The organism is Amycolatopsis sp. cmx-11-51, from assembly GCF_047608665.1.
Taxonomy (GTDB): domain Bacteria; phylum Actinomycetota; class Actinomycetes; order Mycobacteriales; family Pseudonocardiaceae; genus Amycolatopsis.
In genome coordinates this window covers 1-15984 of record NZ_JADNQO010000002.1, presented here as the reverse complement: position 1 = coordinate 15984, position 15984 = coordinate 1, and the positions used below count along the sequence as shown (strand labels likewise).

The 15984-nt window shown below is 66.1% G+C and carries 10 protein-coding genes and 4 pseudogenes; 4 read left to right on the top strand and 10 right to left on the bottom strand.

The features are described 5' to 3' along the window. Positions 1 to 98: 98 nt before the first annotated feature. Positions 99 to 836, bottom strand: coding sequence for an IclR family transcriptional regulator (locus tag ACM6LU_RS08880; RefSeq protein WP_414937147.1), 738 nt, complete (start codon positions 834 to 836; stop codon positions 99 to 101). A 149-nt stretch (positions 837 to 985) separates the two neighbouring features. Next, positions 986 to 2482 (bottom strand): ABC1 kinase family protein, encoded by a 1497-nt coding sequence (locus ACM6LU_RS08875; RefSeq protein WP_414937146.1) that lies wholly within the window; start codon positions 2480 to 2482, stop codon positions 986 to 988. A gap of 228 nt (positions 2483 to 2710) precedes the next feature. On the opposite strand from ACM6LU_RS08875, the gene ACM6LU_RS08870 reads away from it, so the two are divergent. Together ACM6LU_RS08870 and ACM6LU_RS08865 are read left to right on the top strand one after the other, a co-directional pair. Further along, the gene (locus ACM6LU_RS08870; protein ID WP_414937145.1) at positions 2711 to 3250 is read left to right on the top strand and encodes a helix-turn-helix transcriptional regulator; all 540 of its coding nucleotides are present in this window, start codon (positions 2711 to 2713) and stop codon (positions 3248 to 3250) included. A gap of 142 nt (positions 3251 to 3392) precedes the next feature. Continuing rightward, positions 3393 to 3590 (top strand): hypothetical protein, encoded by a 198-nt coding sequence (locus tag ACM6LU_RS08865; protein WP_414937144.1) that lies wholly within the window; start codon positions 3393 to 3395, stop codon positions 3588 to 3590. 29 nt (positions 3591 to 3619) lie between these two features. Here ACM6LU_RS08865 and ACM6LU_RS08860 read toward each other — a convergent pair whose 3' ends face one another. The 4 genes from ACM6LU_RS08860 to ACM6LU_RS08845 are packed head-to-tail and all read right to left on the bottom strand — an operon-like array spanning position 3620 to position 11754. Continuing rightward, positions 3620 to 3886, bottom strand: a complete 267-nt coding sequence (locus tag ACM6LU_RS08860) for a hypothetical protein (RefSeq protein WP_414937143.1) — start codon at positions 3884 to 3886, stop codon at positions 3620 to 3622. A gap of 54 nt (positions 3887 to 3940) precedes the next feature. Next, a complete protein-coding gene (locus ACM6LU_RS08855; RefSeq protein ID WP_414937142.1) occupies positions 3941 to 4411 on the bottom strand; it encodes an acyl-CoA thioesterase in 471 nt (156 codons plus the stop codon). Beyond that, positions 4389 to 10328, bottom strand: coding sequence for an SDR family oxidoreductase (locus ACM6LU_RS08850; protein ID WP_414937141.1), 5940 nt, complete (start codon positions 10326 to 10328; stop codon positions 4389 to 4391). Before ACM6LU_RS08850 ends, ACM6LU_RS08855 begins: the two co-directional genes overlap by 23 nt. 31 nt (positions 10329 to 10359) lie before the next feature. Beyond that, on the bottom strand, positions 10360 to 11754 hold the full coding sequence (locus ACM6LU_RS08845) for an acyltransferase domain-containing protein (RefSeq protein ID WP_414937140.1): 1395 nt from the start codon (positions 11752 to 11754) through the stop codon (positions 10360 to 10362). 227 nt (positions 11755 to 11981) lie between these two features. Here ACM6LU_RS08845 and ACM6LU_RS08840 point away from each other — a divergent pair, with 227 nt between their 5' ends. Continuing rightward, positions 11982 to 12383, top strand: coding sequence for an ester cyclase (locus ACM6LU_RS08840; RefSeq protein WP_414937139.1), 402 nt, complete (start codon positions 11982 to 11984; stop codon positions 12381 to 12383). A gap of 131 nt (positions 12384 to 12514) precedes the next feature. Here the strand turns inward: ACM6LU_RS08840 and ACM6LU_RS08835 are convergent. Continuing rightward, a pseudogene (locus ACM6LU_RS08835) lies at positions 12515 to 13016 on the bottom strand (IS256 family transposase); the annotation flags it as partial. A gap of 253 nt (positions 13017 to 13269) precedes the next feature. Here ACM6LU_RS08835 and ACM6LU_RS08830 point away from each other — a divergent pair. Then, a pseudogene (locus ACM6LU_RS08830) lies at positions 13270 to 13797 on the top strand (IS701 family transposase); the annotation flags it as partial. A 52-nt stretch (positions 13798 to 13849) separates the two neighbouring features. Here the strand turns inward: ACM6LU_RS08830 and ACM6LU_RS08825 are convergent. From ACM6LU_RS08825 to ACM6LU_RS08815, 3 genes and pseudogenes are all read right to left on the bottom strand, one after another. Continuing rightward, positions 13850 to 14530 (bottom strand): annotated as a pseudogene (locus tag ACM6LU_RS08825) (IS256 family transposase); the annotation flags it as partial. Between the two features lie 45 nt (positions 14531 to 14575). After that, a complete protein-coding gene (locus tag ACM6LU_RS08820) occupies positions 14576 to 15631 on the bottom strand; it encodes an integrase core domain-containing protein (RefSeq protein ID WP_414937138.1) in 1056 nt (351 codons plus the stop codon). A gap of 244 nt (positions 15632 to 15875) precedes the next feature. Continuing rightward, positions 15876 to 15984, bottom strand: a pseudogene (locus tag ACM6LU_RS08815) (IS5/IS1182 family transposase); the annotation flags it as partial.

Genomic DNA, 15984 nt, shown 5'->3' with positions numbered 1-15984 from the left:
GGCGACCGGGTGCATCTCACGCTGCTTGGGCATGGCCGGCTGACGCAGAGTGCACGATCATGCGGATGACCGTGCATTCGCACGCTAGCACAGGAGCATTAACAATCCGAGACCGTTGAGGCCAGATGTGCCGACGCGGCGTGGGCAGCCACCCGCACAGTGGTCGCGACATGGGACACGACTTCGCCGTGCGGGCTGCTCACCGATATCACGGCGACGGCCTGGAGGTTTTCGTCCAGGACAGGTGCGGCGACGGTGTGAATGCTCTCGTTGCCTGTCTCTCTGCCGACACCGAAACCCCGTCGGCGGATACCTTCGATTTCGAGGGAGAGCTTTGAAGTCCTCTGCCGGCCGCGCCGATTGGACATCGATGGCGGCGGGAACCGGGCGGAATAGGCCAGTAGGGTTCTCCCACTCACCGTGTTCGCGGCGTGTGACCTCTCGACGAGACGGAGGGCCAGGGCGACCGACTCGTGCCCGCACAGGCTGTCGGCGGTGACGACGAAGTCGCCGCGCAGGACGTTCAATTGCACGACGCTTCGGGTGAGGGCGTAGAGTTCCTGCAGCCAAGGATGCACGAGAACACGCAGTCTCGCCGGCTGGAGCACGCAGGCGAGTTCGGCCAGGTCGAGCAATCGAGAGGCAGGCTGATACTTCCCGTCGCAGTGGTCCGCCAGCCAGTATTTCCGGAGCACTTGCAGCAATCGGTGTGTTGTCGACTTCGGCAGTCCACATTTCCTCGACAACTCCGCTACCCCCCTCGCTCCACTTTCCGAAGCGAGCGTCTCCAACAGGATGAGCACTTTCTCCGCCGCAGGCAAAGCATCATTACCCATCCCCGCTCCCGTCGAGTACCGACCACAGTTTCGATGATCGAAGTGTGCCCGTTCCCAATGTGGACGACCATGGTACGGCGGTGCCGGGAAGTTGGATGCAGTCCTTGACAAGGAATGAGGCGTCCTCTAGGCATCCTCAGCTGGAGGGATCACGCGTCCTTGCGTCCGCGGTTGCGCCAGCTGAGCGCCGCCGCTCCGGCCAACGCCGCCAACGCGTACTCGGGAAGGCGACCGCTAAACTGCGCCCGGGTCGGGGAATCCGCGGTGAACCGCGTCTCGCGGTTGGCTAGATCCCGAAGCACTCCCCGAGCCTGGTTGAACCCCTGATCCGCAGTCAGCATGAGTTCCAGTGCTCCCCTGGCCGCATAGCCGTCGGACAACATCTCGCAGGCCAGATCCATCAGGATGTCGATCAGCTCCGTGCGCAGGACCTCCGCGGCGGACAATTCCGGGGCCAAATGCCGGATCGAGCCCTCCATGTTAGCGAAAGACTTACCCAAGAGGGGCACCAAAGGGTGAGTCTTGATGCCCCGCTTGGTGGAGTGGCCCAGCACTGTGGTCAAGGCGATTCCGAAGTTCAGCTCCTCCAGCGACGCGGTCGCGACCTTGGGCACCAAGCTCACCATGTCGGCGGCGAAACCCTCGATGTCGGCCCAGGCGGTGGCCTTGCCCAGTTCAACCCAGGCGCCCGCGGCACCGTCTCCGTCGTTCTGTGCGATGTTCGCGAGAACCAGAGCCAATTTCAGGCTCATCGAACGGTCCATCCGGCCGATCATGCCCCAGTCGATCAGGGTGGCTCGGCCGTCCCGGTGCACGAAGATGTTGCCAGGGTGGGGATCAGCGTGGAACACGCGGCCGACGAAATACCCGTGGTACATATAGGCTAACAGGTCCTGTGCAATCGCCTGTCGCTGTGCCGTGGACAACCCCACGCGCCGGACGTGGCGGATCGAGCATCCTGGGGCCATCTCCTGCACGAGCACCCGTGGAGTGGCCAGGACGACGCCCGGTACGGTGAGTAGCTCGAACCCCTCCGCCATCCGGGTGCCCAGCTCCATGTTCGCAGCCTCGATGGTGAAGTCCAGCTCGCCCACCATCGCGTCGAAGATCACGTCGAGCATGCCGTCGATGTCGACGACCTCGGCGAACCCGGGTTTGAGTAGAGACAACAGTTGCCCTGCCCGGCGCAGCACCGCCATGTCGGCACGCACGACCGAGGAAATTCCAGGGCGTTGCATCTTCAAAGCCGCACTGCGGCCATCGGACAGGATCACGGCGTAGACTTGGGCAAGCGACGCGGACCCTAGTGGGCGATTGACGTCGATGTCGCGGAATTCGCGGTGCCACCGGCGCCCCAGTTCCGCTTCCAATACGGGTTCGAAGGTGCGGAACGGCGCGACGGGCACGCTGTCGTGCAGGGCGCACAGCTCCTCGATGGTGGCTGGGGATACGAAATCCGGCCGGGTGGACAGGATCTGCCCGACCTTGATGTAGAAGGGCCCTAGGCTCTCGAACATTTCGCGCACCGCCCGCGCCCGCATGTGCTCCCTGGACGGGCCGCTCTCCGCAGCGGTGAACCGACCTACCTCGCCCGCCAGCAAACCCGCCAGAGCCTTGGCGACCACGCGGACGCGTCTCTGGCTCATCGTGGTGCCTCACATCCGGTTTCCGAGTAGTAACTCTCGAACGCATCACGCACACGACGTTCACGGTGGCGAGAAAGCGGCTTTAGCCGCCTCTGCTCAAAAACCCGGATCAAAATCCCCGGAACCCTTGCCCTACGCGGATTCGTGTGGCGGTAGTCATGCGGGGAAGGCGATCGTGGCACCCCAACGGCGGTGTACCGCATCCGCATCCTCCCCTGTGATGGATGGGTGACCCAGAAACTAGTCGCGGATCGGTGCCGCTCCGACGAGAACACCAACACCACGGACGCCGATTCCGAAGGCGTGTTGAGGACGGATGTTCCAGCAGATCCCTTGATCGAGCACGCCGTTCGGTGCGCGGAGCAGGCGATAGCGGCGGTGTCGGAACTGTTAGGCGTCTTGGAAATGCTGGCCGGGACCGAGAGGGAAAGCCAGCACTCGGTCCCGGAGCGCCGCCGCCCGCCTGCCACCGGCATCCATCTGACCAATCAGGAACGCCGAGTGCTGACGATGCTCGCCGCGGGCCTGCCGAACCGCAAGATTGCGGTGAACCTGGATATTTCCGACAAGACGGTCAAGAACTACGTACACAGCCTGTTGGTAAAGCTCGACGTCACCTCGCGCACCGAAGCGGCGTCAAAGGCATTCGGCGAGCGACTGGTGGACCCGGTGGTATGCCGCAGCATCCGCACCCGCAACATCGCTGGTGGGGATCTCGTGCCCGCGCCCAGACACGGTGGCACCAACAGCTTCGACCGCCCGAGGTGAGACAGCGGGTGAAGGCTCCGCTGACCTTGGGAGTCATCGTGGCCGCGTACGCGGTCGCGACGACTCCCATGGCTCACCTTTGCGATCATTCCCGACAACGAGATGGGTTGGTGATCGGTCCTGACAGCGATTCCCACAGGCCATGCCCTCGGCGATCACGGTTGCCGAACAGTGTTGTTCGGAGTACTTCGCCGAGGACTTCGCCCGTGCAGTCCGCCCCGGTGCTGTCCCGGCGCACCCGGAACGTTTTTCCTGCGCGAAGCCCGTCGATCAGTTCCTCGATGGTGACCTCGCACCGGGTGTGCGGATCACGCAGTCCGCCGTCGACGTCGCGCAGTAGCAGCCGGCGGGCGCACCGGGCGAGGGCGTTCATTTGGCTTCCTTACTCCCGCTTCGCGCGGTCACCTCGTTGCGGTCCAGTCGTTCGAGCCGCTTGCTGAGCCGGTCCAGTTCCTCTTTCAGCGCAGGGATGTCCTCGTCGTCGCGCACGAACTTCTGTGCGGTGTCGCGCACTTCGCGCTCGGCGTCGCGGCCACGGTCCAACAGATCATCGAGGAAATCCTTGGTGTCGTCGACGATGTTGCCGATGTACCCGGTGAGACCATTCCGGCGTCGGGATGTCCTGCTCGTAACCATGTGTCTATCTCCTCGTGTTGATGTTGCTCGGTCGAACTGGTGTGAGTGTGCGGTTCAGCCGAGGGCGACGGTGGCCCGGCGGATGTCGATGCCGAACTTCGCGGCGAAGGGCAGGAGCGAGCGCGGCCACGGCGCGGGTTCCACGCCACCGCCCGACTCGTCCCGGTACCGCACCAGGGCGACGGTCTGGCGTCCCTTGGCGACGAGCTTTTCCCCTCCCTCGATTCTGCGGTGGTACTCGAAGACCAGCTCCGAGGTGTGGAACCTCATGGGGCCGAAGAACATGCGGACCACCACCCGGTCCAGCGGCCGCAGGTCGTCCATGTACTCGCAGGAACAGGATGCGGTCATGAGCGCGAGCCCGGTACTCAAGTCCTGTTGCAGGCTCGGGACGTGCTCGGCCAGGCAGCGTTCCCGGCATTCTCCCTGCCACAGGATGTAGGAGGCGAAGTACACGTTCCCCACTGCGTTCGTGTCCTGCAGGGTGACGAGCTTCTCCAGCTCAAACGGTTTGGAGAGCGCCATGCGCACGAGCCTCCTCGGGTCGAAGTGCGGCCTGAGTGTTCTTCCCGCCCAGGTCGTTGCCGGACAAGCAGGAAGGAGGCAAGGTGGTCACCACACGACCTTCGATACCGCGCAACTCCGCGACGACCACACCGTCCGGTGACGTGGCCACACACGTGTCCTGCTCGGCGAAGTAGGACAGCTCCAGCCCGGTGGGGAATCGGCGCATGAGCTCGGTGTCGCTGCCGTGGACGTGCCATCGATGGGACTTCATGCGATTGGGCACGGCGATCGGGATCCGGCCGTCCTCGGTCACCCTGAGCAGGCTGAGCTGTCCCATCGCGTCGATGAGCGTCACGGCTTCGGGGAGGACTGCGAAGAACTCGTCCGACTTCACCCGGGACACCCAGCGGCCCTTGTTGCCATCAGGGTGGAGCTGAATGTCGAATAAGGTGTCGAAGCTTCCGGTTACCTGGATCAGGGAGCCGGCCGTGGAATACGGGTTCTGGATCGGTCGCGCGGCAGAGGGCAGGTCGAGTCGTGGCCACGACGACGCCCGCTCGGGGGCGGTGGCGAAGACGATGGTGATACCGACGTGCCACCGGTCCCGGCGCAGCACCTTGCCCTGTGGATCAGTCACGTCCGAGGTGCACCAGACGCGCACACGCTGTGGGTCCTTGCGCTCAGCGTGGAGCGAGAACAGCTGCGGCGTGTGGCGGACGTCGGCGAACATGAACTCGGAGAACTCGGCGTCCTCGGTTTCGGCCGGGAGGCCGGGACCGCGGTGCAGGCGTTGCGCGGCCTGGACCGCCATCGAGCAGAATTCGGCTCCTGGGATGACCGGGTATCCCCGGTACACGTGGTCCAGGAGATAGCGGTCGCGGCGGGCGTCGGGTCGCCACTCCCAGCGTGCGTAGTCCTCACGGCGTTCGACCGGGTCGTGCTGGACGGGCGAGAGCAGTTCTCGGACAGCGGTCGCCGATCCGATGGCCATCATGGAGGTGAGCACCGCGTGCTCTTTCTCCCCGGCGTAGACCGAGACCGCTTCCGGGTTGCTGGTCGTGGCCAGTTCGGCGGCGAAGTGCCGCACTCCCTCCGCTGTGGGCATCGCGCTCAGCACCCCTCGGCGCGAGATGGCCTTGCGCAGTGACGGTTCGGCGCCGATACCCACGTCGCGCCACAGGCTCCAGCCGATGGCCATCTCATCCTCGCCCGCTGCGCGTGCGTAGCGGGCCGAGGACATCAGGAACTCGTTCGCCGCGGTGTAGTCCACCTCGCCGTCCCCACCCATTACGGCGACCAGGGAACCGAAACTGCACCACCGGGCGGGTCGCAGGTCGGCGAGGCTGCGCTTCAGGACGGTGTAACCCAGCACCTTTGTGTCGCGGACCTCCCGGAACTGCTCCAGTGTCTTCGTCGCCAGCGTCCCTGCGCGGTTCCGCCCCGCTGCGTGCACGACCAGGTCGACGTGGCCGTCCTCGCCGCGAATCCGGTCGACGAGCGCGGCGACCGCGTGTTCGTCTCGGATGTCGCAGGCGGCGTACCGCACCCGGTCATCGACGGCGAGCCGTTGCATCCGGCGCAGGTTGGCCAGTGCTTCGCGTTTGTGCCAGAGTCCGTCGAAGCGGCGCACCAAGTCCGGGAACGCGCTGTCCGGTTCGCTCATCCGCCAGGTCGTGAGGTACTTGGACCGCAGCAGCACTTCCTCGGAGTCCGCCGCGGTGGCGATGTCGTCCGGCACGTCGTCCAGCGAGCTGCTGCCCACCAGCCACAGTTTCGCCCGGGTCCGCTCGGCGAGCATCGCCATGGCCTCGGCCGTGATACCGCGGGCGCCGCCGGTGGCGAGGACGACGGTGTCATCGGCACCCAGCAGGGCGTCCGCGCCGCCCGGCTGAGGCAACGGGGCCGGGTAGAGACACTCGACGTGCCTGCGGCCGGACCGGTGGCGGACGACGCTGCGCCTGCCGCTGGTCGTGGTCTCGTGTTCCCACTCCTCCAGCGCGCCGCCTGGACCGTTGTCCGACACCACCGCGAGCACCGGTGTGCCGGTCAGCTCCAGGGTCAAGGCCCGAGCGAGACCGGTGAACAGCGTCAGGTTCGGGTGGATGTCGAAATTGACCAGGTCGTCGAGCAACACCATGCCGACGGAGCCGTGCTCCAGTCTCGGCCCGAATTTCTTCAACAGCAGGAAAGTCAGGTCGTGCAGGCGCAGCAGGGCAGGCGAGGGTGCGGGGGCCGCGCGCGAGGTCGCGCGGGAGACGACCCGGAGGTGTGGTTCCGCGTCCGCGAGGCCGTCCAGCAGGGCTGCCACGGAGTCGACGCTGTCGATCTCGTCCACGACCTGTGCGCCCTCGGGCGCACGCGCTCCTTCCGTGGTCAGCAGCACGGCCCCGGCTCGGCGGACCCGGTCGATCAGTTCGGCGGCGAGGTCGTCGGAATCCGTCAGGATCACGCCACCCGGAGGGATGGCGGGAAGCGCCTTCCGCACGGACGGCTCATCCTCCCGGTGGATCTTCACGACGTAGCGCGCGGCGGTGTCCGCTTGGTCGATCGCGGCGAGGTGTTCGATCGGTGCGCCGGTCGGCCGCGTCACCACGCCGTTGTCCTCCGCTGTGCTTGTGCGACGCACAGACACTGTGGGAGCGCCGGTCCCGGTCAGGCGTACCGCCGGCATCTCCGTGAGCAGTGCCCGCAGCAGCGCGACGGCACCGTCCGCGCCGAGGTACGTGGGCTCGTCGGAGGCGGTGCCCCACTCGGCGACGGGGATCGCGGTGTCCTCGTGGCGGTGGGTGGTCGACACTCGGGCCAGCACGGGCCACCCCTTCTCCTGGGCGGTCGAGGCGCGGCTGAGCATGAGGAGGAAGGCGCCTTCGGCGACCTCGTCCTGGGGACGCCCGGCGACCTCGGCTCCCGTTTTCGTGCTGTTGCCGTTGGTGCTCAGCACGAGCGCCACGTCGAGTTCGTCGAACCGCAGATGCTGCGCAGCGACGTGCAGGGCCGCGTTGGTCGACGAGCGCCCCGCGCTGACGGTCATGCACGGACCGTGCAGGTCGAACCGATTCGCGACCCGCGACGCGACGATGTTCGGCAGCAGTCCCGGCATCGAGTCGTGGTTGGCGGCGGGAACCCGCAACCGCAATTGCGCCATCGCGTCGGTGAAGGCCTGACGGGTGGCCTCGAGCCGGTCGTCATCCTCGCCGGGCTGCAGTATTCGCCGCACCCAGGCCGACGTCACGCGCAGGGTGTAGTCGACCAGCGCCCGCGAAGGGCCGCTATGCGCCGCGATCACGCCCGTGCGGTCGCGGAGATCCGCCCACAGCTCGCCGTTCTCTTCGATGAACCCGTGTACTGCGCTGATGCCCATGAGTTGGCATCGATCGACCGTCTGGGCGGTGACCGGGGGCATGGGCAGCAGGCTCAGCGGTGGCGGCGGGTAGGTCTGCCCGAAAGAGCGCAGTGGTCCGGGACCGTGGTCGCCGAGCCACCGCTCGACGTCCGCGCGGGTGAAGTCATCCGGGAGGTGGCTGCTCCATCCGACAAGCACGATGTCGTCGTCCTGCGGTGTGGGTGCGGACCGGGTCGGCCGGCCGGGATCGGGCGTGGTGTCACGCACGAGCAGGTGTGCGTTGGTGCCCCCGAAACCGAACCCGGAAATGGCGGCCATGCGGGGTTTCGCACCAGAGGGCCATGGCACGGATTCGCGGGGAACACGCACCCGGCTCCCGTCGATACCGGCGGGGAGTTCGGTGAAGTAGGGCTGCGCGGGGATCTCGCCATGTCGCATGGCCAAGAGTGCGTGGATGAGCGAAACCACGCCCGCCGTCCACCCGCCGTGCCCGACGACCGCCTTGTTCGAGGTGCACACCACGCCACCGGGTGGAGAGAGTTCGGCGATGGTCTGCAACTCAGCTGAGTCCCCGGCGGGAGTGCCAGTGCCGTGCCCGACGATCCAGTCCACCTCACCCGCGCGCGTGCCGTTGACCGCACGTGCGCGGGTGAGGGCTAATCGCTGCCCCTCCGGGTTCGGCGCGGCGATGGACTTGCCCCGGCCGTCCGAGGAACCGCCGAACCCGGCGAGCAGCCCGAGGACGTGGTCACCGTCTTCCTGGGCCTGGCTCAGTCGTTTCAACGCCACCACGCCCGCGCACTCGCTGAACAAGACACCATCGGCGCCGCGGTCGTAGGCCCGCACCTGCCCGTTGTGCGAGAGCCCGTGCAGCTTGGCGAAGAGCACCATGTCCCGTCGGGCGCCGGAGTTCACTCCACCGCAGTAGGCGATGTCGCACTCCCCGGTCAGCAAGTCCTTTACCGCGAGGTCCACCGCATTGACCGATGAGGCGCACGCGGTGTCCACGACCACTCGCGCCACGTCGTCGGGCAGGATCCCGAAGATGGCGCGCCGGATGACGGCCTCGGGCATTGTGGCCGCGAGACTGTCACTCGCGGCGGGGAAGTGTTGGCCGAGCAGACGCGCCAGCCGACGGCGGTACGCGGCCGCGGCTTCGTCGTCGTCTTCGCCGGGGCGCGCCGCCGAACCGGCCACGGTCGACTTCAGGACCGTCTCCTCCAGCGCTCGAAAGCCCCCTGGCCACGCCCCGACGTAGCAGGCCTGCCGGTGTTCGGGGCGCCGGCGCGTGGTGTCCAGCGCTTGCAGGAGGCTGTGCCGTAGCCACAGCGCGGCGCCGTCGTGGCCGGTTTCGCCCTCGATGGACTGCTCGGCCGCGATCCGGGGGTGCGGGACGAAGTTCCGGATGCCTCCGAAGACCTTGCAGTACCCGCGGTCCTCTGCTTTCGGATCGGGTGAGTAGATGTCCTCCTGGACAAGGAAGTCGGGTTCGAAGAACTGGTGCTCGCCGCGGCGCAACAGATCCCAGAACTCATCCGGGCTGTTGGCGCCCGGGACGACGAGCCCCATCCCCACGACAGCGATGATCTGGTCCGGGTCACCCGCTTCGTCGCTCCATGGAGCCGGTACGGCAGTGGTACGGCTCGCAGGCGCGGCGTCTGGCGAGTCGGTCCCGGGCAGGTTGTCGAGCCGGGGGCCAGAGCCCTCGGATTCAGCGCTGTCTGACTCGACACCGTCGTCGTGGCCGGATTCGTCGGCCGGTCGGAGCCCGACGGACACACCCGGTGTGCGCTCGGTCCACGCGGGTGCGCGGCCATTCGGCGTGGCCATCATCCGGCTGCCCAGGCCGATCCCGCCGTCGACCACCAGTGCCTGCCCGGTGATCGACGCCGCTCTGGTCGAGGCCAGAAAAACCACCGCGTCGGCCAGGTCCTGCTCAGACGGCCTACCCAAGGGGGTCGCCGCGTCGCACAATTCCTGCACCTGCCGGGCGGCGGGGAAGGCGTCGGCGACCGGATTGCGCAGCAGCGAACCGGACGCGGTGTTCACCCGGATGCCCGCAGGGCCCAACTCGGCCGCGAAGTACCGGGTCAGCGCTTCGACAGCCGCCTTGGAAGAACCGACGGCCGCGTACGACCCGACCGCGTGCGTGGACCCGATCGAAGACAGGTTGACGACGGCCTTGCCGTCGCGAGCCTCGAGCAGCGGGACGGCGTACTCGGTACACCAGCGCACCCCGTGCACGTTGGTGCGGTAGGTCTTTTCCCACTCCAGGTCGGTCAGTTCGTCCATTGCCCGCAGCACGCCCTGGGCCGCGTTGTTGACCAGTACATCGATCCCGCCGTGGCGTTCGCGGACGGCAGCGAACATGCCGCGCAGAGCGTCGCGCTTGGCCACCGACGCCCGGATGGCCTCACCCGAGCCTCCTGCCGCGCGGATCATCTCCACGGTCTGCTCTGCGGCCTCCTGCGAGTGAAAGTAGTTGACGATCACGTGGCCGCCGCGCCTGGCGAACTCCAGGGCGGTCGCCCTGCCCACGTTGCGGCCGCCGCCGGTGATCAGGATGATTCTGTTGTCGAATTCTCTTTCCATCGTTGGCCTCGTTGCTCCCTGTCTTCGGCGGTCAGGCGACTTTCGCGGCAGCGTCGTCCAATTCGCGGAGGAACGCGGCGATGTGCGTCAGCGTGGGGAACAGGCCGGGGCGGATGTCCGCGGCCGGGGTGGGCAGGTCGTACCGGTCGAGGACCGTGGTGAACAGCTCGATCTGCTTGATCGAGGAGATCCCGAGGTCCGCTTCGAGGTCGACGTCGTCAGTCAGGACGTCGGGCGGATAGCCGAGTGTCTCAGCGAAAATTCCACGCAACTCCGCGACGAGGACCTCGGTTTCCGGCAGCCGACCGCCGTTGGTCCCCGGCGCGTCGACAGCGGGCACCGCCGCGACCGGGCCCGCGGCGCCGTTGGACTGGGGTTGCGCGGCCATCGGCTCGGCGGCTCGCGGCGCTGGCACCTGGGACGGGGCGTGTGAGGTCTCGATCGGCGCCTGTGTGCGAGGTGCCTCAGCGGCAGCGGAGGCCGGGGTGAGCGTCGAGAGGACCCCGGCAGCGTCGGCCCTGCGCGCCAGCGGAGCGACAGAGCTGACCGAACCGGGCGTGTTGTGGCGCGTCAGGTCCACCAGGGTGGACTTCGCCCCGCACTCGACGAACCGCTCCACGCCGTCGGCCAGCAGCTCGGACACGGCGGTGCGGAAGCGCACGGGGTGGACGAGGTGACCACGCAGCACGGCCATGGCATCCGCGACGGTATCCACCTGGCGCCCCAGAATGGGGGAAAATACGGGGCGCCGCCCGCGCTGCGCTTCGACCGTGTCCACGACCAGACCGAACGCCCTGCTCACCTCCGCCAGCAGCGGCCCGTGGAACGGGTACGGCGTCTGCAGCCGGACCGACCGCACATCCAGCGCGCCGGCTACTTTCGCCGCCACGGCGAGCCCGTCCGCGGTTCCGGAGAGAACCGTCTGCCTCGGGCCGTTGTCGGAAGCCAAGGCCACGGACGGATCACCCGTCGCCGCCACCAGTCCCTCGGCTCGGCGGACACCGAGTTCGACCGCGAGCAAGCCACCGGCGGGAGCGTGCGCGTCCAGCAGGGCCTCCCGTTCACACAGGAGGCGCACTCCCTCCTCGAGGGATAGCCAGCCACCGGCGACCAGGGCAGCCAACTCCCCCACACTGTGGCCGACCAGGACATCGGATGGCTGTCCGCTGGCGCAGAGGAACTCATTCAGCGCCACCGACGTCGCGAAGATGGCCACCGAGACCGTTCCGGGTGAATCCAGCGCCGTCTCCCTGCTCCGAAGGTCGTCACCGATGAGGAAAGACCGGACGCTGCTGTAGCCGAATCGGGACGCCACCGCGTCGATGTGCCGGAGGACATCCGCGACGGTTTCTTCGCCGGCGAGATCACGGAGGATGCCGGGAACGCACGAACCCTGACCCGGGAACAGAAATGCTGTCTTCGTCATTTCACCGAACTTTCGGTTGGAGTCGGACACGCCGCCACAAAGCCTGTATCCAGGTTGGGCAGACACGCCACTCCGGTCAAGGCGCGTTCCGTCCGATGGAATACGAACTGCTTTCGTTCCGCAGAGCAGAATGCTTATTGCGCACTCCACAGCGACGCTGATTAGCTGCGGGCTCAACCACTCCTCCAGTCGATTCCACCCATCAACGACACGACGAAGAGGACATGATGACGGATCCCAAGAAATTGCACGTGCACTTCGTCGAGGAGGTGTGGACGAAATCCAACATCGACGTGGTGGACGAGGTCGTACACGAAACGTTCGTCGGCCACGACCCGATTGCCAAGGACGTGCACGGACCCGCGGAATTCAAGCTTTTCCTGCAGATGATGCTGACCTCGTTCCCCGACCAGACCATGGACATCCACGACGTCATCCAGGAAGGCAACCGCACCGCCTTACGCTGGCACAGCGTCGGCACCCACACGCGGAACGAGCTGTTCGGCATCCGGCCCGCCGGTCGACGGTTCGCCACCTACGGGCTCACCTTCATCGACTGGAGCGGCGGCAGGATGCGAGAACTGTGGTTCGGCTATGACCTCAACAACGTCCTACGGCAACTCGCCTGAACGCAGGCTCCTGGAATAAACATCGCGCGAAACCACGACATGACGGCAGGGCGGCGGCGGCACACCGGCCGGAGCCAGACGCCCGCGCCAGTAACGCAGCCTCCTACAACCGCACCATACTTACCACTTCACTTCTCCTCCAGTTCATCCAACGCGACCCCTGCCGCGGCCGCTTTCGGTGCCGTATAGATCGGTTTCACATCCCTCCTCAACGCATCCCAGTCTCGCTTCGACGCGAGCCGGAAACGTATTCCGCAGCACATGCACCACGCACGTCTGCACGATCGCCGCCGGCCACACATTCCCGACCACCTCGGGCAACCCTTTCAGCCCATCACAAACCACGAAGAACACATCGCCCAGACCACGGTTCTTCATGTCCACCAACACGTGCATCCAAAACTTCGCACCCTCACCACCCTGGCCCGCCCACAGCCCGAGCACATCCCGGCGACCTTCCAGCGTGACACCGATCGCCGCGTAGATCGGCCGGTTCGCAACCTGACCATCCCGCATTTTCACCTGCACCGCGTCCATGAACACCGCCGCATACACCGAATCCAACGGCCACGACCGCCACTCGGCCACCTCACCAAGAACCTGATCGGTGATCCGGGACACCGTCTCCTTTGAGGTTCCCCCTTCGGACCGGGCACCCTATTCCCAGACACTGGTCTGGGGAAGGATGTCCCCGTGTCTCGTTTGTCGAAGTATCCGGAGCAGTTCCGCAAAAACGCGGTCGAGTGTGAGCGATAACTGTCACTAGTACGGCAGCCGCAGTGTGTGATGTGGCGGCGTGTCGTGGGTATGGAGACGGCCACCGCGTGATCGACTTTAAGGTGTGGTGGATGTCGGAGAGGACGCGGTGGCCGCGTCGTGGGCTGTGGTGGATGATCGTCTCGCTCGGTGGCAGGCCGGGTTCGATGACGCGTTCGCGCTGGTGGCGGGGCGTTTCGCGCAAGCGGACTCGCGTCGTCGGGCCCGGATGTATGTGCTGGGGCTGTTGTCGCGGGCGGAGCGGAAGAACTCGTGGACGCTGGCCGAGCAGGCCGGTGACCTGACTCCGGACGGTATGCGGCGGTTGCTGAACTTCTATCGCTGGGACGCCGACGCGGCACGCGACGACGTCCGCTCTTATGTGCTGGGCAATCTCGGTGACCCGGGCGGGATCGTGGTGGCCGATGAGACAGGTTTTCTGAAGAAGGGCACCAAATCCGCCGGTGTGCAGCGGCAGTATTCCGGCACCGCCGGGCGGATCGAGAACTGCCAGCTCGGGGTGTTCTTGACCTATGTCTCGGCCAAAGGCCGGGCCTTGATTGACCGCGAGCTCTACCTCCCGGTGTCCTGGACTGATGATCGGGAACGTCGTGCGGAGGCCGGAATCGGTGCGGAGATCGAGTTCGCGACCAAACCCAGCTCGCCCGAGCCTGTCAAGTTTTCTGTGTAAGTGATCGTAAAAATGGGTTCTATTTGACGTAGTGGGCGATGCGTTCGGGGAAGGCCATGGCCAGGGAGCCGAGTGCTGGTTTCCAGCCCTGGACGGTGGCGCCTTCGACAAGCTTCGGGGGTGCTTTGCGCTGGCCTGCTGGCAGGCCTTTCTCCTTGTCGCGTTGACGTGCTCGCTTGTCTTCGATGTCGCGGATGGCCAGCCAGAGCAGCTTGATGATCGCGTCGTCGTTGGGGAAATGCCCCCGATTCTTGATGATCTTGCGGAGTTGGTAGTTCAGCGATTCGATCGCGTTCGTCGTATCAATGATCTTGCGGACCTCGGGGCCGAATTCCAGGAAAGGAACGAACCTTTCCCAGGCGTTTTCCCAGGTCATGACCGCCGCCGGATAACGTTTCCCCAGATCGGAGGCGGCGAACGCATCCAGTTCCAGGCGGGCGGCTTCGGCGGTAGGAGCGGTGTAGATCGGCTTGAGCGCGGCGGCGATCTTCTTGCGGTCCTGGTAGGACACGAACCGCATCGCCGCCCGGATCAGGTGGACAGTGCAGGTCTGCACGATCGCGAGATTCCAGGTCGCCTCGATGGCCTCGGGGAACCCGGTGAGGCCGTCGCAGCACACGATGAGCACGTCCCGGACTCCGCGGTTACGCAGCTCGGCACAGACCCCCGCCCAGAATTTGGCGCCCTCGGTGGCCTGGACCCTGCGGGGTTCCACAAGTCTGCCGACGGCTCTGACCAGTAGGGTTTATGCCGCCCGTTCGTACTCGTTGATCAGGCCTCCGAGAAGCTGCTGTCGCCTGATCCGCTGAGAGTTGAGGTCTGCCACGGGGTGGGTCGGCTGTGGTGGGCGAAGCTCGCGGGAACGGTGCGGCCGTCGACCGTTGTAGTGCCGGAGGTACTCGGCGAGCACGGCGCGCAGATGCCGCTCGCTCAGAATCAACATACGGTCGGTGAGCTCGGTTCTGGCCGTGAGCACAAACCGTTCCGCGTAGCAGTTCGCCCGCGGGCAACGCGGAGGAATCCTTACCGCCTCCATGCCGACGTCGGCCAGGACGGCGTCGAATGAGGACGCGAACTGGCCAGCCCGATCACGGATGAGAAACCTGAACTCGTCGATGCGATCATCGAGATCCATCACGAGGTTGCGGATCTGCTGCGTAGTCCACTCGCCGTCCGGATTCGTTGTCGTGCCCAGAATGTGCACGTAGCGGCTGCCGACCTCCAGCACGAAGAACACGTAGATTCTTCTGAGGGTGAGCGCACAGTCGATATGGAAGAAGTCGCACGCCAGCATCGTCGAGGCCTGCGTGCGCAGGAACTGCCGCCAGGTCGTGTCGGTGTCCCGGACCGGCACGGTAGGTACGCGTGCCCGCTTCAGGATCCGCCGGATCGTCGACGCGCCGACCCGGTGTCCAAGCTTGAGCAGCTCACCCTGGATCCTCTTGTAGCCCCAGCTGTGGTTCTCCCTGGCCATCCGTTCGATCAACCCAACGATCGCGTCGTCGACCGGTGGACGACCGACCCGGTGAGGATAGGTCCACTTCGCAGCTATCAGGCGCCGATGCCAGCGCAGGACCGTGCCCGGGGTGACCAACCGATGCAGCCGCAGCGCCTTGGGCAGCAGGCGGACCAACGCGGCGAACACAGCCCGGTCAGCCCAATCGAGGCGAGGTTTCGGGTTGCCTCTGCGCAGTACGGCGACCTCATGGCGCAGTACCAGCAACTCGACATTCTTGGACGCCGACGAGCGGCCGAGCAACACCACCAAACCCGCCAGCCGAAAGAAGATCAGATAGAGCAAACGCAACGACATGGCCGGCGATCATGCCCTACCCGCCGAACGCGCCTGTCGCCGCAGGTCTGATGCATGAACCGACTTCTGGAACCCCACACGCTCAAGATCCCCTTGAGCTGGGTGGGTACCCGGTTGGGCGGCGTCGCTCCCAGCTACGTCGCCCAGCGCCCGTGCCTATACATCCAGCGGGGTAGATAAAGCTGTTAAGCCCCGGGTTTCGTGGAGACTGGATTAGGGCGTGTTTCAGATGTTAGAGCCATTCGTTGATCGCGGCGATGGTGACGGTGGCTTCGTAGCGGACGGCGAGTTTGTCGTATCGGGTGGCGACGGCTCGGTAGCGTTTGAGCCGGTTGATGCCG